At 61.3% G+C, this 18,317-nt stretch carries 8 protein-coding genes; all 8 read left to right on the forward strand.

Features of this window, described 5'->3' with window-relative positions:
• The first annotated feature begins 214 nt into the window (after positions 1–214).
• The 8 genes from dpdE to dpdD are packed head-to-tail and all read left to right on the forward strand — an operon-like array spanning position 215 to position 18,151.
• On the forward strand, positions 215–3,658 hold the full coding sequence (gene dpdE, locus QFZ30_RS15100; RefSeq protein WP_307077544.1) for a protein DpdE: 3,444 nt from the start codon (positions 215–217) through the stop codon (positions 3,656–3,658).
• The gene (gene dpdF / locus QFZ30_RS15105) at positions 3,655–6,258 is read left to right on the forward strand and encodes a protein DpdF (RefSeq protein WP_307077546.1); all 2,604 of its coding nucleotides are present in this window, start codon (positions 3,655–3,657) and stop codon (positions 6,256–6,258) included. Before dpdE ends, dpdF begins: the two co-directional genes overlap by 4 nt.
• A complete protein-coding gene (gene dpdG / locus QFZ30_RS15110) occupies positions 6,259–7,176 on the forward strand; it encodes a protein DpdG (RefSeq protein ID WP_307077548.1) in 918 nt (305 codons plus the stop codon).
• A complete protein-coding gene (dpdH, locus tag QFZ30_RS15115; protein ID WP_307077550.1) occupies positions 7,173–10,208 on the forward strand; it encodes a protein DpdH in 3,036 nt (1,011 codons plus the stop codon). Before dpdG ends, dpdH begins: the two co-directional genes overlap by 4 nt.
• Before the next feature lie 2 nt (positions 10,209–10,210).
• On the forward strand, positions 10,211–10,915 hold the full coding sequence (locus QFZ30_RS15120; protein ID WP_307077552.1) for a hypothetical protein: 705 nt from the start codon (positions 10,211–10,213) through the stop codon (positions 10,913–10,915).
• Positions 10,912–15,405, forward strand: coding sequence for a protein DpdJ (dpdJ, locus tag QFZ30_RS15125; protein WP_307077554.1), 4,494 nt, complete (start codon positions 10,912–10,914; stop codon positions 15,403–15,405). The genes QFZ30_RS15120 and dpdJ overlap by 4 nt, the downstream gene beginning before the upstream one ends.
• Complete coding sequence (gene dpdK / locus QFZ30_RS15130; RefSeq protein ID WP_307077557.1) at positions 15,402–15,920, forward strand: phospholipase D-like domain-containing protein DpdK; 519 nt, start codon at positions 15,402–15,404, stop codon at positions 15,918–15,920. Before dpdJ ends, dpdK begins: the two co-directional genes overlap by 4 nt.
• Positions 15,917–18,151 (forward strand): protein DpdD, encoded by a 2,235-nt coding sequence (dpdD, locus tag QFZ30_RS15135; protein ID WP_307077559.1) that lies wholly within the window; start codon positions 15,917–15,919, stop codon positions 18,149–18,151. The genes dpdK and dpdD overlap by 4 nt, the downstream gene beginning before the upstream one ends.
• Positions 18,152–18,317 lie beyond the last annotated feature (166 nt).

Consider the following 18,317-nt stretch of genomic DNA (forward strand, 5'->3'; position numbering starts at 1 on the left):
CTATTCACTGACCTGCGCGGCCGTCCTCGACAGCGAACCTTGGAGAACCGGACGGCCCACAAGACTTACGCCTTGTTCCCTTGCCTTCCGTCTCGATCAACCTCTCCGCCATGACCATCGAGACGGTCTGCCCCTTCCTACCGCTCAGGCTGGTCACGCGGCCCCGCATCATCCCGGCAAACTCGTAAGCTATATGTAAGCTTTCTCGAAGGGCATGATAGCAAGGGAGAAATGGGTGGACGCGGAAGGTCGATGTCCCCTTTGCGGTGGCCCCCTGACACTACGCACAGCCAGATACGGATCTAATGCTGGGTACGAGTTCTGGGGCTGCACGAGATACCCCAACTGCAAGGGCAGCCTGAATATAGACGGCTCGATACCCGACCGCTCGGCGAAGAAGACGGCGGCCAAGAATGCGGTTGCAGAGAACGCAAACAATCAGACCGCCGCCTCGCTCTACCCCGCAGGGGGACGGGGCAAAACGAGGAGTCTCCGTCGAGGCGACCTGCTCACCTCCGAGAACAATTCGCTCGGCCCCGGCAAACTCGTAGCCAAGGATGGAGATGACCTGGTCCTAGAGTACTTCGATACCCCTGGCCAGGCCCCAGAAGCCCGCACCCGGCTTTCCGTCCCGCGCATCGGGCTGCGGCGATTCGCTCTGAAAGCGGAAACACGGGTCTTCTGGATTTCGGCCGCAAAATGGCGTTCGGGGCGCGTTATAGAGACCACATCACACGGGGACATCTACATTCGAGCCCACGATTGGGAAGGCTACGTCCCCGAGGAAGATTTGTTTGTGAGGTGGCACCCTCCGCTCACCGACCCGGTTGGTTTCGCTGCGGGCGGCCTGCTCGAGTCACCGTTGTTGGCCGACCTCCGGCGGCCGTTCCTCCAGGCAATCCTGCGGCAACGCTCCGCCGCCCGCGGTATGAAGGGCGCACTCTCCAGTGCAATCGAACTCCACGATCACCAAGTCGAAACCGCGTGGCGGGTGCTGCAGGATCCTGTACAGCGCTACCTCCTCGCCGACGAGGTAGGCCTCGGCAAAACCATCGAGGCCGGCATCATCCTGCGTCAGTTGCTCCTCGACCACCCAGAACTCTCAGTCCAACTCATCCTGCCGCCATTCCTAATCGGCCAATGGCAGCAAGAACTCGCCGACAAGTTCTTCCTCAACGACTTCACCCAGGCCAACATCCGCTTCGCCCGGAACGACGAACCCAGCACCTGGGCCCCCGCCGACCTGCTGATCATCGACGAAGCCCACAATCTGGCCGCTCTCGCTGACAGCAACCAACCTGATCTTGCCGCGCGCTACGCCAAACTGACAGAGACCGGGACCCACTCAACACGGATCCTCATGCTCTCGGCAACACCAGCGCTCAATAACGAACCGGTGTTCCTGCAGATGCTGAAACTCCTCGACCCTGCCGTCTACGCCGACGTGTCAGTCGAAGACTTCCGCAAGCGCCTCGCCGCACGAGCCGAACTCGGGCGCATTTTCCTCGGCCTCCAACCCAAAGGCCCCGCGGTACTCCTCCGCAAGCGCCTCACTGAACTAGGCAACGAACTCCCCGGTGACACTGACGTCGAACAACTCCTCGCCATAGCATCGGATGCTCTGGACACCAAAAACCCAGACATCCTCAAGGACGCGATCGACAGCCTCCGCACACACGTCGCCGAAATCTACCGCGTCCACCGCCGCATGCTGCGCACCCGACGCACATCAGCCCTGCAAGCCACGTACCGCGTCACCGGCCGCAGAGCTCCAGAGGCGCTCACACTGGAATCAGACCTGCTCACCGAGACGACTCGACTACTGGAGGCTTGGCGCCAGGAAGCCCTCGCCGCCCACGAGGAAGACCCAATTACGCTTCCGTCCCCTGCACGAGCGCTCGCCGAGGCCGTCAGCCTCTCGCTCGACCCCGAGGCGCTCGCCGGGTGGGCGTCTGCTCGTGCGGCGTCGACGCCGGGAGAGCAGACCGCGCTCGATCGCATAGTCCAGGACCTCGCGTTCACGAACCGCCGCGAAATGGTCGCCCGGCCAATCGCGGACGCCCTCTCTTATCTGGTCAAAGCGAAGGAACGCATTGTCGTATTCTGCCCGAGCGGCGGCCTTGTGGCCGAACTCGCCAACGCACTCCGTGAGTTCCTCCCCGCCGATGCCGTCCTCGAGCACCGCGCTACTGATATTCCGGAGCACATCGAGTCGGTGATCCGGCGGTTCGAGACCGCTCGCGATACGGCGGTCTTGATCGCAGATTCTTCAGCGGAGGAGGGCCGCAACTTCCAGTTCGCCAACCTTCTGGTCCACGTCGGAGTCCCATCCGATGCCAACCGCATGGAGCAGCGGATTGGGCGCTGTGACCGCTGGCAGATGCATGATGTTCAAGGTGAGTGGCGCTCCTTGACGGTCACCGAATCCAGCACATTTGAGACATTCGATTCCGCGTGGACCCACATCCTTAAGGACGGCTTTGGAGTCTTCGACTCATCGATTGCAAGCCTGCAGTTCGCAGTCGAAGCCGCGACTGAAAGCGCCTGGCAGCAACTCTTCGCCGAAGGCATCAAGGCCACGGAACTGATCATCAAATCGGTCCGTTCGTCCCTCGAGGAAGAGATCGGTCGGATCCGCGAGCAGGATGCCCTTGACAGCATCGAGTCCAGCAGCGAGCGCGGCTCCGTCTATAGCCAACTGGCAGAGTTCGAGTCCAGCGAATCCGAGTTCGCAGGACTAACCCATGCTCTCCTCGCTACCGTGCCGGGCAATCTCCGGTTCAATGTTGTCGGGGACCCGGTAAACGGCGTGGGGGGTTACAAGGTCCTCTCGGGCCTTCCCGGCAAATTGCACATCCCTCTTGTCCCTGTAGAACGGTTAAAGCGCGATTTCCTCCCGATCCGTGACCTGCGCGGCACTTATCTCCGCAGCATCGCGATCAAGCATCGTGACACGCACCTCTACCGTTATGGTGATCCCTTCATCGACGCGGTCTCCGACTTCCTGTGGAACGATGACCGCGGGCGTGCCTTCGGCATGTGGCGCTGGGTCCCGGACTGGGGGTACGGCGAACGGATCGCGTACCGCTTCGACTATGCCGTTGAGGCCCAACCCCTCGGTAACGAGACCGCACGGGCTACATTGGCGCACCGGGCGGACGGCTTGTTTCCGCCACTGATCGTTACTGTGTGGGTCGATGATTCCGGCCATCAGTTGACCGACTCCGACCTCCTAAAAGTTCTGCAGGAGCCATACAGGAAGCCTCAGGACAAGCCTGCCGGTGGTGACTACTCCCTCAGCCGTTCACGCATCGAGGCCGCCTACCACTACGTTCCGGCCGCTCAATGGTCCCAGGAGTGGCACGATGCGGAGATTGCTGCGGTGAGTCTCGTTCAGAGTCTTGCCGAGGTCCAGGACGCCATCGCGACGGCTCTCCAGCAGGCCCAGGCCGACTCCGCGAAGCGTGTCAAGCAACTGATGTTGCGCGCTACTCGTGCCGCGGGCAGCGAACGCGTGGCCCTCGAGCACGAGGCCACTGTCGAGGAGGCCGCAGGACTGGCTCTCACCAAGGCGATAGCAACTCCGACGCTTCGTCTCGATGGCACGGGCATCGTGATCGTCTCCGGTGAGGAACTGACCATGGACGGTGACGCATGACACTCCAATTCGAAGCCCTCCAGAATGCCCTAGACGGGGACTTCGGAGCACTGGACAAGCTCGCGGGACCGCACCGTCGTCTCCTCGATACATGGCTTTCGGATTACCCGGGCGGGAAGATCGCCGCGGACGCTGCCGCGCTCATCTCGCAAGTGCTTCGACATGAGAGAGACGTGGCATCCATTGCAAGCCCCCGACTTCGGCTCAAACTGGACGATCGTGCAATCTCCACGGACGTGCTCGCCCGGAGCAACGTCCACTGCACCCGTTTCGGCAAGACCGAGCACCTCGTCACGCTCACGGATACCTGGGCCCCTGAGTGGCTGCGAGGTGATCCCCGATGGATTGACGTCGCATGCTCCAGCCCCGGGCCCTATCTCGGAGGCTCCACTGAGGAAGCATCGACCTATGCACGCCCGGACACCCCCGTGCCGATCGATCCCGCACTCAAAGCAATCGCCCCCGGTCTCGCTCAGTACCGTTCCCGAACACAAGCCAACGCAATCCGAACCGCCACCCTCGCGAACCCTGCCTCTACTCTCCACGTAGTACTCCCCACAGGCACCGGCAAGTCCATCGTCGGCCTCGCCCCGGGCATGCTGCGCCCCGGTGGCAACACGGTCGTGGTAGTTCCCACCATTGCGCTCGCCCTTGACCAGGAGCGCACCATCCACAAGCAGTTCCCCGGCATGAATCTTCCTGCTGAACTTGCTTACTATGGCGACCGCCCAGCAGGCGACAAGGAAGCGATCCGACAGCGTCTTCGTGAGGGCACCCAGCGGGTACTGTTCACCTCACCTGAAGCGCTGGTGAGCGGACTTACTGTGCCACTCCATGCGATGGCCGCCACCGGCAAACTCACCAGCATTGTGATCGACGAGGCTCACTTGGTTCGTACTTGGGGTCTCGACTTCCGTCCAGAGTTCCAACTGATCGGCGCGTTGGTCAGTGAGGTCCGCGCTATCGCAGCAGCCGCAGGTCACAAGGAACCGCAGGTCACCCTGCTCACCGCAACGCTCTCCGAGGAGGGGCTCGAACTCAACGACGCCCTCTTCCGCGGATCTGACGAGTCACTCTTCATCGGTTCCACATTTCTCCGCACAGAACTCCGCTATCTCATGAGCGCAGCCCCGTCGCCTGCAGAGCGACTCAACCGCGTCGTGGAGGCGATGCATCATCTGCCGCGGCCGGCCATCGTGTACGTCAGCCGCAAAGCTGATGCCGAGGAACTCGTCCGCCAACTTCGCGGCGCCGGGTTTGCTCGCACGGAGGCGTTCCACGGTGACGTCCAGGGTCCCGAGCGCCTCCGTATCCTGAACGGATGGTCGGGGTCGCACGGTCCTACGGAGATCGACGTTGTCGTCGGCACGAGCGCTTTCGGCCTCGGAGTCGATCAGAGTGACGTGCGGACTGTCGTTCACGCCTGCGTACCGGCATCTGTCGACCGTTACTACCAGGAGGTCGGCCGTGCAGGGCGCGACGGGCACGCTGCCGTGGCGGTCTGGCTCACAGCCCCCGGCGATGTGAGCCTCGGACGCCACATCGAGGGCAGCACCCTGATCGGTGACAAGAAGGCATGGCCGCGCTGGGAGACCATGCGCCTTCGATCTACAAAGGCCGAGACCGACCCGGGCCTGCTCGTCGTCGACACGAATGTTGTGCCAGAGGCCCTTCTCTACCAGTCGGGGAAGAATCGGCTCTGGAACCGCAACACACTCACGCTTATGGAGCGGGCAGGGCTCATCTCCGTCGAGCCGTCTCCCCCACCCAACGTCGTGAAAGGTGATGACGAGGACGAGTCCGACTTCGAACGTCGGCGATCGGCGGTTTGGGAGGCGTTCAGCAAGCAGGTCCGTGTACGCGTTGCGGGAGGGGTCAACCTCAATCAAGACACATTTGAGAATCGACTCGGTGAACTCCGTGGCGAGATCCGCGCCACGGAGAAGGCTTCACGAGCGCGCATCGACAGACTGCTGGCGAGGTCAGAGTGCTGGGCGAGCGTGATCGCCTCCGAATACACCCTCAGTGATGTCGGCGCGATGCACGCGACGCTCTCGGCAGCCGCAGCGTGCTCCGGGTGCCCCGCTGAAAAACACAAGCGTCGTCCGCGCTACGACGCGGCCATGCCAGTGATCGCTGACGCGGCCATGCCGTGCCTCCACAGGGAAGTCAGCAACACGCTGAAAGACCTCTCCGCTGGCGGAAATGTCGTGATCGTCACCTATCCTGGCAGCCTGCGCCTTGCACTGCCGAACCTCGTGCGTCGTTGCGTCTCACACGGCATCCGTGGACTCCTGGCGTCACCCTCATTCGCAGGCGTCTCCGCCGTGACAACCACTGCTGCTCAGTCAGCCGACGAAGGATTTGTCATGGTAGACACCGTGAGCAGCAGAGTCCCGCAGGTTGCCTTTGCCGTACCCACGCTTATCCTGCTCGACAAGGGAGACTCCGCCGGTCTGTCCTGGATCAATCCATCGACCGGGCCTTTGCGTGTCGTCGTCTTACCTGAGGACATGAACGACCCCGTAAAGCCCGGACAAAAGATCAGGGACTATCGCACCCCAGTTTGGGACCTTAAAGAGTTCCTGAGGAGAATCTGAATGGCCGTACTGAACCCCCCTCGTGTCCTTCCGGGCCTGGGCAGGGCAATCATTAACTTCCTGATCGAAAACCGCAGCAACTGGGATGAAGCAAAGCTCATCGATGCCTTCAAACCCCCAGGCGTGAACGACGACGGAGGCGCCGAAAGCATCAAGAATACTCTCAGCGCCTTCCGCGCCATCGGCATGCTTGAGAACAACGGCCAGGGCAACACCACTGTCACCAACCGTGTCACCATGCGTGGCTCCAGGTTTGGGCGCGATGAATTCAGGCGCCTGATGCTCAGCCATGTCCTTGACCTCAGCAGGGACGGCAACCCCTGGGCTGTGGGTGATGAGGAGGCCAGCACCAGCGGCGCTCGCGACCTGACTCGCGCGCTGTCGTGGTTCCTTGCGCAAGACGCACTCGGCACAGCCCTCAGCTGGAATGACAACGTCCAGAAGATGCAAGCCGATCAGTTCGGCACCACGCAAAACGACCAGTGGCCGATCGCAAACGACACCCGGTGGAACGCGTTTTCGCGCTGGGCCCCGGCGCTTGGATTGGCGGTGCCGTCGATCGCAAGCGGCAACTCAGGTTTGGTGCCGCTCCCCACGCTCGCCATCGCCGACGCCGTCGCCGAACTGCCGAATGGACACATGCCAATCCAGGATTTCCTCGACTCCATCTGCCGGAAACTTCCCGTCCTTCCAGGTGGAGTAATCCGCAACGGACTCGTGGCACGGCTCAATGTCGATCCGGATCCCGGCGTGCAGGGCGATGCCCTCGACACCTCCATCGCCCAAGTACTTCGAATCCTCGAGGCTCGTGGGCATCTTACGCTGGACAATCTGGCCGACGCCAGTGGCGTATTCCTGTCGCGCAGCAGCCACAATCGCACTACACACGTCACACTGAAAGGCGGCAAGAAGCGATGAGTTGGCGAGGCCCTCTTGCCCCCACCTGCTGGGAAGCAGTCGAAGCAACTAGGATCATCCCCACCGAAGCGGAGACACCCTCAGACGGCGTCTTCCTGGCTACCCACAGTTCAATCCCCCTATTCCTTCGTGATGTTGTCGTTAACGCGAAGCGCGCCAACAAAACGAACGAAGAAGCACTTCTTCAGGCTGTGGCGGAGCAACCGGCTGATCAGCCGATCCTGCCGATCATCGGCGGCTCTGGCACCGGAAAATCGCACCTCGTGCGGTGGCTGCGCGCAAAACTGCCACCGGAGGAATCACGTCGCGACATCTTCGTGCCTAAGCACCAGATGTCACTTCGTGGCATCCTCGATGAGATCCTCAAGTATGCCACGGGTGATCGCGCCAACGAGTTGCGTCACAAAGTCGCCACGGCCGCGGAGGGGTTCGCAAACGAGGAAGTAGCCAAACTACGTCTGCGTAGCGAACTTGCTCTCCTGATCGAGACGCAGAATTCGCTTACTGAAGGTTCTTCCGAAGAACAAGACCTCCGCGTCTACCTCGCATCGCGCGAGGGGCTTCCGGCACTGCTGGGAGACGATGTTTTTCGCGATGCCCTCCTCAGTGACAAGGGACCGATCACCCGACTCGTCCGCGAAAAGCTCAACGGCAAAGGCGCAGAGGATAAGGACGAGGCGTTCGGTTTCACTGCCGATAATCTCAACATGTCAGTTGATGACGTCAGTCGGGCCGGTGCAGCGGCCACGGATGTTGCCTCTAACCTGATAAGCGGACCCGAACTTCGTGAAGTGGCGGCCAAGATGCTCAATGAGCAACTCGGCCCGGCGGTCAGTCAGGTTTTCGGCATCGGCGGTGCCGATCTAAAAGACCTGCTCGTGGAGGTCCGCGGTGAGTTCAAGAAGCAGGGTCTCGAACTCCTGCTCCTCATCGAAGATTTCTCGATCTTTCAGGGTATCCAGGGCGGTCTCCTCGACGCGATCACGCTGATCCCAACCCAGAATAACGACATCTGCCCGATGCGCGTGGTCATGGCAGTTACCACAGGCTACTTCCGCAACCAGATGCCCGACACCGTCTATACCCGCGTCTACAAGGTCTTCGATCTCGACGATCCAAAGCCCCAGGTCTCCTTTGATACGCAAGCGCTAGCGGCCCGCTATCTGAATGCGATCCGTGTCGGCAGCAAAGGCCTGGAACAGGCCTACGCAAGCAAGGCGGAGACTCCCAACGCATGTGAGCAGTGCCCGGTCAACGATGCCTGCCATAAGGCATTCGGGGCGGTCGACGGTTACGGCCTCTTCCCATTCAACAAGCACGTGCTCGATAAAGCCGTGAAGAGCAAAGTTGTCGAGGAACGCCTCAGCGTCCGTGACTTCCTGACGCGAGTCCTGCGCCCAGTGTTGTTCAAAAACCATGATGACATCGACGCTGGAACTTTCCCGCCCATGGATTTCGACACAGAATTCCGAGCCGGAGCCATCGGCTCGCTCGACAGTGTGGAAGACGAACACCAACTGGCAACACCAGGCAATCCCGAGATGTCCAGTCGACGGATAAACCTCGTGCGTTACTGGGGCCCCGAGGGTACCGGGCCTCGCAACCTCCTGCCCACGATCCACGAAGCGTTCGGGATCCCCCCGATAGCAGGCTTGCCAGGCCCGGGCGTCATCGGTGTCGGGACTGCTCCTGCTCCCACTCCTGGCCTTATGCCACCAACCGCTCCGGTCCCAGCCCCGACTCCGGAGCCGCCGAAGCAGAAGAACAAACCCGGACTCGTCCAGATTCTCGATGACTGGAACGCAACAGGCCTGATGACCCAGACTGTGCGCAACCGATTGCGCAATCTCGTCCACGGGGCAGTCACCGGGCGACTCATGTTCGATGATGGGCTTGGCGGCTCCCCCTTGTGGACGGACGCGAAGAAGCCGTGGGATACGGCCTTCAACGCCCAGTCTTCCATTAAGATCGGCGACCAATTAGTGGCCCAGCCACTCATCACGATCGACAGGACCGATCCCACCGCTGTCCGTGCCCTGCGAGCGCTTGTCTGGTTCGACTCAACGGGTGAGTGGAATGCCGTGGAGAAAGGTGAAGAACTCCAAATCCTGGTCGAGGAACAACTCTCGGCCTGGACGGCCGCCGTCGGCGACGCCCTCCTGCCGGATCGTGACAAGCGCGATGATACCGAACTCGCGGTGACCGCCCATGCGTTGCTCGCGGCAAGCAAGGCGTTGGGCATCCCTGAGGCGTTCAAGGACGACTCACTGAGCCGTGCCCGCGCGCTCTTTGCTCCCGTGACAGTCAACCCCTCGCTACCCCGCCAGAAGTTGCGAGCGTGGCAGCAGCGTCTTTCCCAGGACTCCCAGCGCCTCTCGCGTGAGCAACTCCAACTGCGTGTGCTGCGCCTGGCATCCTTCACACAGGGTGCTGGTGTCCCCCAGGCCCTAGACTTGCCTCGCGTGACTCGGGCGTTGCGAGGCAAGGAGAGCGGCACTGACCTGCCGGCCGCGACCGGACTCCTCGGGGAGACCGTCAAGTGGATCAAAATGCACCAGGGCATGCTGCCCAGTTTGCGTGATGAAGCAAGCACGATGGTCCCGGACCTCAGCACTCTGGGCGGCGAACTCTCTGAAGTCATCAAGCAACTCGACAGCCTCGTCACGGAACGGGCCGCCGTCGGACAAATCCCGGCAGCGATAAACCAAAATGGCCTCACTACGGCAGGCCAGGCGATCAGGCCAGGCGACCAGAATCGCGTCGAGGGGGCACGCTCCAAACTCGACGACTGGGATGCCCTCTCGCTTGACGATCAAGTACGTTTCCTCACCGACGACTGGGACGAAGCCGCCGCACGGGTACTGCAGTGGCACACCCTCGCCACAACCACAATTCAAGCCTTGGAAACCAAGTTCGGTGGCGGCGCCAACTCCGCAGCCCAACTAGAGTACGAAAAGACCCGAGCTGAACTCCTCACCACACTGCAGGAGTTGGCCGAACTGCTTGACCAAGCCGGAGAGACGAAGGAGTAGGCATGACGTACCTCGAGAAAATCGGCAAGTTGCGTCTGAATGCTGTCGCCGCCGATGACGAAAACAAGATCAAGAGCCGCTCCGGCGAGTTCACAGCCTTGCGCGAACTCCTACAGCGTACGACCGCAAACGCTGCAAGCGTCACTGCCGGACGTGAAGAGCTCCAGACTGCCGGATACACGCAAGACGGCTACGACCAGGACCGCGCCTTGGCCCTCTCCGTAGTTAAGGACCTCATCAACACAATCGAAAGCCTGCCGATTGAGACGAAGTTCGACCTGATCAAGATTCACGGAAATAGCGTCGAGGCGCATTTCAAGAACTCTGAGAAATTCGTCACCAGCACCTGGAAGGCATACGTATCTTCCCCAACATCCGCCGATCACGACGACCTACTGAATGCCCTCGAGCACGGTGGCATCGACGTGGAGGCGATCCGCTCCGATATCGACAACGCGGAATCAGCCCTGCTGACTCTCAAATACCGAGTACTCCCCCAAGCAGGCGATGTTGCCAAAATGCGCCAAGCCCTCGACACTCTGAACTCCATCGGCGCACGCATCGGCGAACTCATAGACCCCGCAATAGCCGACCTCGTCGTGCGGGCCCAAGACGGCGGCGTCCCATACTCAGAGATGACCTCTGAAGTGATTGTAGCGCTAGAGAAACTCGGCATCCTCGACCGGTTCCGGGTCGTGCTGACGTGAAAAAGACGACCGTCCTGCAGGCACTCGACGCGCTAGAGGCACTGGAGGACCCCCTCCTGTGCTGGGGTGTTGTAGATGGCGGCCTGACCGAAGAGGAACTCTTGCGAGCCCTGGACCAGGTCATCCTGGAAGCAGGTGAGTTCGGGAGCCCCGAAGACCTCGCCGAGATCCTGCTACAGCAGGGCCTCATCCTGTGCGATGACTCCATTTCCCCGCAACTATGGCGCACCCGCAATGGCGAAACCTTGCGGTTGCTGGCACGGCTACGGCAGGTCTTTCTCTCGAACAATCCTCAGGCAGCGTGGCGACACGGCGCACAACTGGTTGCGGACTACCGCTATGCCCGGCGAGCGCGCGCCTATCCAAAGCGTGACCAGAAATGGGACTCTCCTCTCACCGGCGAACCCGACCACACGACATATCGAGAAGTGCTGCGACTCCTCACTGCCAAGCCGGCCGAGCACGGTTCCGGGAATTTCGACATCGCTGGCTTCCAGGTGCGTGCCACCGCCCACATCCTCGCCTCACTACAGGCCCACACCACATCGGGCACCGTCGTGGGCGCCGGTACCGGTAGCGGCAAAACACTGGCGTTCTATATGCCTGCGCTCGCCCATATCGCCGCGATCCAGGATTCCAGCGCATGGACCCGGGCGATTGCCGTGTATCCGCGCAATGAACTGCTGCGGGACCAGTTCTCTACGGCCTTTGCGAATGCGCGTAAACTCGATTCCGTTGCCGTGGCTGTTAATGGCCGTCCGCTCACCATGGGTGTGCTCAACGGCGATACTCCCACGACGACCGCATCACTGAAGGCCAGTTACTCGACGTGGAAGAGGTCGCCACAGGGTTACCGGTGCCCGACCCTCACCTGCCCGAGCGATGGCGGCACGCTCCACTGGCCCGAGGCCGATGCCGCCGCAGGCACGGAACGCCTGGTCTGCGGCTCATGCAAGACGTCGTTTGATTCCTCCGTTGTTGTGCTGACGCGCAAGCGGATGAGCCAGTCGCCGCCGGACGTGCTTTTCACTACGACTGAGATGTTGAATCGCAACATCAGCAATTTGGAGACGCGCCACGTGCTCGGAATAGGAGTCACGAAGAAGCCCCGTCTCCTGCTTCTTGACGAGATCCACACCTACGAGGGCACGAGCGGTGCGCAGGCCGGGATGACCATCCGCCGCTGGCACCACAGCGTGCAGGGCCCCGTGTGTTTCGTGGGCCTCTCCGCCACGCTTGCCAGTGCCGTGCGTCACTTCAGTGATCTCACTGGCGTTGACGACGAGTTCGTCACGAGTATAGAACCCGCGCCCGAGGAAATGGAGTACGAAGGTGCCGAATATATGATCGCTGTGCGGAGCGACCCGACGAGTGGTGCTAGCGTCCTGTCCACGACCATTCAAACGTCGATGCTGCTTCCACGTATCCTCGATGCCCCCACGGCTAGAAACTCCCAGGGGGCGTTTGGTACCAAGGCCTTCGTGTTCACTGACGACCTGGACGTCACGAACCGACTCTTCTCCAATCTGCTTGATGCCGAGGGGCAGCATTACGCGGGGCAACGGGCCAGACAGGTGAAGGCTCCGCTCGCTTCGATGCGCATGCCCATTCCTGGCGATGGGGGCGGACAGCGGCGCGCCGGCCAGAGTTGGGACCTGCCGCTGGACCTTGGACACGACTTCAAGAGCACGGGCCTGAAGGTGAGCCGTACGTCGTCCCAGGACGCGGGAGTCGATGTCGATTCGCAATTGATTATCGCGACGGCATCGCTGGAGGTGGGTTTCGATGATCCCGACGTCGGCGCCGTGCTGCAGCACAAGGCTCCGCGGGGTGTCGCTGCGTTTCTGCAGCGCAAGGGACGTGCCGGCAGAGTCCGCGGCATGCGTCCCTATACGGCCGTTGTCCTCTCTGACTATGGCAGAGACCGAGCGACATACGAAGCATGGGACGTGCTCTTTGACCCGACGCTACCCCGACTCGTCCTGCCGATCCGTAACAGTGCTGTGCTCCGCATGCAGGCCGCACTAGCCACGATGGATTGGCTTGCTGAACAGGTGCGCTCCCAGAAGCCCTCCGCGAACCTCTGGCGTGACCTCTCGAGCATCAACAACGCTGATTACGGCCAAAAACAGCGGGAGACCCAAATCGCTGCCGCCGACACGCTCACCAAGGTGCTGCGCAACCCGTCACTGCAGCACAGCCTTCGCCGATGGATCGGGGGGGCTCTCAACCTGCCCGATAAGGCCGTCGATGAGATCCTCTGGCACCCGCCTCGTGCCGTTATCCTGGCTGCAGTGCCAACGCTGGCCCGTCGCCTGCGAGCCGAGTGGGCGGTGGCAGAACCCGGCGAACTCGTCCCGGGCAAGGATGTCCTCGGGGGCAATCCTCTCCCGGATTTCTTCCCTCTGAACCTATTCAGCGACCTCGCGCTCCCGGAGAGTTACGTCTTGGTGCCACCACAGCGCCGGGATTCCACTGAACCCGAGATGCTGGCAATGGGCATGACGCAAATGCTGCGCGAATTCGCTCCGGGTCGGGTCTCCCGTCGCTTCGCTACACATGATCTCAGCCATCGGCACTGGATCCCGGTACCGACGGACGTTCGCGATGCCGTTATCGACATCCCCACAGTCCTGACCTCATTCCGCCACGACTCGGACATCCTTGTTGACATCGACAGGACTCCGACCATGCTCAAGTTAGTCCGACCCGACCAACTCAAACTCGAACTCGCACCGGACGAGGTCAAAGACTCCTCGAACGCATTGCTCACCTGGTCGATGCAATTCACCGTGACCGGCGCAGGTCTGGAAATACGCATCCCGACAACCGACCCCGTTGGCCACTTCGTCAAAGACGCGCGATTCTATCTTCACGCGCAGAACTCCCACGTCGAAGTGCGTCGGGCAGCGATCGAGTCCGAAGCCACCGTGATGATGAAAGGCGGCGACGACCAGCGTGTGCGCACCTGCTTCCACCTCGATGGGCAACGCGTCGGTCTCGGCGCGACACACGATGTGGACGGCATGTCCGTCCACATCGAACTTCCTGCCGTTATCGACTTACCCAAGGAGATCGCCCCCGGTATCAAGAGCGCGTGGTTCCGCCACGTCGTCACGACCGACCCGCAACTCCTGGAGCAGGTCAACACGTTCCAACTGGCCTGGCTCGTCGAGACCGTCGAAGCGATGCTGCTAACGACCGCGGTGGATAAGCAATGCACCCTCGAAGTTGCATACGCGGAGGTGCGCACGGGCTTCGCCAGTAAACTGCAAGAAACCCTTAAAGCGATGTTCCGCAGCTCCGACATCGACGTCGAGAGTGACATCGAAGGTGACGGCACGATGACCAAACTCGGTAAGCGCCTCACCGAGTTGCTGCACGATCCTGCCATTGTGGCCCGCCTCGATTACCTCGTGGCACAAGCGTGGAAGCCCGATACCGGCGTCTACCAGGCCTGGCTGCATAATCGCGTGCTGTGCACGTTCGGTCAGGCCATGTTGTGGGCCGCCCGCGAGATCTGCCCCGAACACGACCCCGACGGCCTCTTCGTCGACATCGAACCAGGCCTCGAAGCATCCGGGAGGCCACGCACCGACGAGGTATGGCTCACGGAGGCATCCATCGGCGGCGGCGGCTTCATCGAGGCCCTTGCCACCCGGGTCCGCCCAGATCCACGCCGCTTCCTACGCCTCATTGCCCGCGCCCTCCAACCAGGGACAAACGAACTCGTCGACGCACACATGCACCGCCTGCTGGAGTTGATCAATGCCGAATCCCAGTGGAGCACAACCATCTCCGGCTTCCGTTCCGCAGCATCCCAGGAAGAGCGCGTAACAATCCTGGGCACCATCATCACGAAAATGCGCCAGGCCGGTGTATACGGTGCGGAGCAATCCGTCGTGTCATGCATGGCCAACCGTCTCCTTCGCCCCGGCTCAACCACCACAACCGACCAAACTCTCCAAACGCTCGTCAACGAATGGCGCCAACAAGAAGATCGACTGGAAGTGGAGATTCCATCGCGAACTTGGGCCTATCTCATGCGCCAGCGCACCGACCTAGACGACGGCCTCAACACCTCGGCATTGAACACGGAGCAACACCGAATCGATGCGATCCAGAGCCTACTCTGGCCACGGGGATGGCAGTTGCGCGCCAGCGAACTGGAATCGTACAACCCCTACGCCAAAACCCTGCCGTCAGCACCCGAACTCTTCCGTTCCATGCTCACCACCTCCCAAACCACCATCGACGTGGCTACACAAGAAGCCGACCGCCACATCCGGGAACTACTCGCCCAAGACGGCTCAGCGCAACTCACAGCCAGGCCCGAACACTCCGCCGAACTTTCCGACCTTCTGGTGGGACTCACCACCAAAGCGATCGAGACGGACTTCCTCCAGGTCTACCCACGCATTACCGAAATCAGACATCTGTCCGACGGAACAGCAACTGTCTCACTCGAACTTGCGGAGGTGGCTCTATGAGCACCCGACGCATCGCCACCCGAGGTGGCGGGCAGGCACGACTGGTCAACGACCTCCTTCAGACGTTGCTTGTCACCGAACTGCTGGACCCATCCAGTGAATTGCTCATACTCTCACCGTGGATCTCCGACATCGTTGTCATTGACAACTCCGCAGGGCAGTTCAAAAGCATCCTGCCAGGCATCCCGGCCCGCCCCATCCGCTTCACCGAGGTCCTGACCGAACTAGCCCGACGTGGCACCCGGGTGCGTATCATGATCCGCAACGATGACAAGAACACCGCCGTCCGCACCCGAATCAACAGTCTGCCCGCGTCCGGCTCTCGTCCCGAGATCCTCATCCGTGACAACCTTCACGACAAAGGGTTGCTGAGCGACCGCTTCCACGTATACGGATCAATGAACTTCACGTTCTACGGACAAGCAGTAAACGAGGAGGGCGTCACCGTGACATCAGATGCCGACGCGATCGCCCGAGCCCGCCTGGACTACCAGAGGAGGTACCAGGTTTCGTGAGTGACGTCCTTGATGATTTCTTCGAAGCCGGCAACGAAATCAAGCCGGCCGCCGTGGACCCAACGATGCAAGCTCTGCTCGATCATTGGCAAGCCGCGATCAGGCGCGGCGCGGTCGGCTTCCTGCCACGCCGCGCGCAGCAGCGCACCTACTGGTACGCCTTCGCGCCTTCCCAACGACAGCGCCGCGAACTACTCGGCCTCCTCGACGCATGGGTCGGTCCAACCTACAGCGACCTCGAAAAAAACCGCGGTGAATTGGAACCATCCGATCCATTCGACGCCGCACTCGCCAGTCGTGAGGTCATGCCCTTGCGCTTTGAAGTACTGCCGCGGGTGGCTCCGCACTCGGCCCAGGCCAAAGAAGCGGTCCGTAACGCCCTGACGATACTAACCCGACTTGCGAACGAGCGCCCGCCCTCGCAGTTCGACGCCATGCGAACGACCGTGGAGATCCTCGACGACCTCGGCCACGCCGTCGCCGCGCATGACCGGGCGCTGGCAGAAGCATGCATGGCCGAGCTCGAGCAGTCGGCAGATCTGGATGAGGCGAATCTGGCCTTCCTCAGGCTCCGCAACTACGCAGGCATGCACGATTGGGCCGCGATGTTCAAAGATCCAGCCCTGGACCATGTGCTGTCCATGCGGCGTCCGTTGGGGGTCACTCGGGTTATCCAGTCGGGTCTCTACTACGAGCGGTTCAGGGACGTCGATCACCGGGGCGCGGAGGCCGACCTTCGAGCTGCCGCCGAGGAGTTGGAGCCTGCCCTCCGCGACCTCTACACCGGTGCCCCGCCTAACAATCGAGCAGAAGCCGTCGTCGAACTCGTCTGCAGGTTACTGACCACCCGTTCCGCGACCGATACGGCTGTTATCGAACTCCTCGGTCTCGCACCCAATATTCAGTCGGGACTCGACGAGCAGTTCCTCCGCATTGTCGAAGCCTTCGTTCCTATGGAGAACAATCCCGACCGAGTTCCCGAGGTGCGGATCGAACAGCCGACACCCACCACGACGTCGATTGCCTCCTTGATGCTCCAAGGCGAGTATGCCGCGTGCATTGAATTGGGTGTAGCCAGCGAGCCGAGTTTGGAAGCGGGACGTGCGCTTGTTTACGCTGCGCGTCAGATGGCCAGCGCGAGTTGGGCAAACAAAGTCGTGGACTATCTCGTCGCACACGACCTCAAGGAGGCGGTCGCATCTACGACACCCATACTTCGCACGGACGTGGCTTGGCTGGAGTCTGTCCGACTTGAGTGGCCGGTTCGCGGCTGGGACGATTGGTTTGCGAGCCTCGAGGACCCCGAGTCCGCAACCCTGCGGCTGTCAAACGAGACTGTGCAGGAGTGGAAGCCTCTTAGTGCGAACAAGCTCACGGTACTACTAACCGAGGCCTCAGATACAACACTGGGCAAACTTGGGGAATGCGGTGGCCAGTTCCTTGCTGCGCACAGTGATGTTTTCGAGTCGGAAGTTACGTTGCGACTGATTGCATCCATGGCTTTGGGGAGCAAGGCTTCGGCAGGCGTTCGTGTGCAGACACTAGCACTGATCGAGTCGCTCAGCGCTAGTAGTCCTTCCCAGGCTATCTACCAGGATGCCCTGGATTGGACCGCTGAAATAATGGAGACGAATGCCGCGGCAATCACTGTGGCGTGGATCTGTGACATCGTTCAGACGCTCACGGCGATCCCAGCGCCCGGCAGTACCGCGTCAGTGCTGTCGTTCTACTTCAAAGCGATCGAGGTCATCCGCCCATACCGGACAGCACTCGCCAACGCTGATGTCGAAGCACTGGCGATAGTTGCTGCAGAACTCGGCACCGAACTGCCGGCAGACTTCCGTGCGGCGGCAGTCGAAGCCGGCGGGATTGATCCGACTGCTTCGTACCGATATCTGGAAGGGAAAAAAGTAGTCCTACATTCCCTGACTGAAACTGCCATTGCACGCGCCGCGCAGGTGCTAAAGCGCCTGGTGCCGAGCGTCGACGTAAGCACAAACTCCGACCACGACGGCAGCACACAACTTGCACAGATGAGCGCCAACGCTGACGTTTTCGTCGTGGTCACAGCTGCTGCAAAGCACGCGGCGACGACATTCATCGCCGGCCACCGCGGGAGCCGTCCTATAGTTTGGGTCAACTCTCGAGGATCCTCCGCAATCCTACGCGAACTTACGAAGTCCACACCCGGGTCCGGACACCGGCCCCATGTCACTGCTGGGCATGGGTAGTCCCCGCTGACTTGTCCTGCTTTTGAGCCCCGCTGTCTCAGCGTCTAGACAGTCGATAGGAAACGCCGTGACGTCGCCGTCCTTACCCATCACAAATGGTTTGCGCAAATCTGTTATGCGATGGGGCTTGATAACAGCTTGCACCCAGAGACGCACCGCCCTTAGT

The organism is Arthrobacter pascens, from assembly GCF_030815585.1.
Lineage (GTDB): Bacteria > Actinomycetota > Actinomycetes > Actinomycetales > Micrococcaceae > Arthrobacter > Arthrobacter pascens_A.

What these genes read in the sequence shown, in the direction of transcription:
- dpdE (WP_307077544.1), top strand. Translation starts at nt 215, where the DNA reads ATGATAGCAAGGGAGAAATGGGTGGACGCGGAAGGTCGATGTCCCCTT.
- dpdF (WP_307077546.1), top strand. Translation starts at nt 3,655, where the DNA reads ATGACACTCCAATTCGAAGCCCTCCAGAATGCCCTAGACGGGGACTTC.
- dpdG (WP_307077548.1), top strand. Translation starts at nt 6,259, where the DNA reads ATGGCCGTACTGAACCCCCCTCGTGTCCTTCCGGGCCTGGGCAGGGCA.
- dpdH (WP_307077550.1), top strand. Translation starts at nt 7,173, where the DNA reads ATGAGTTGGCGAGGCCCTCTTGCCCCCACCTGCTGGGAAGCAGTCGAA.
- QFZ30_RS15120 (WP_307077552.1), top strand. Translation starts at nt 10,211, where the DNA reads ATGACGTACCTCGAGAAAATCGGCAAGTTGCGTCTGAATGCTGTCGCC.
- dpdK (WP_307077557.1), top strand. Translation starts at nt 15,402, where the DNA reads ATGAGCACCCGACGCATCGCCACCCGAGGTGGCGGGCAGGCACGACTG.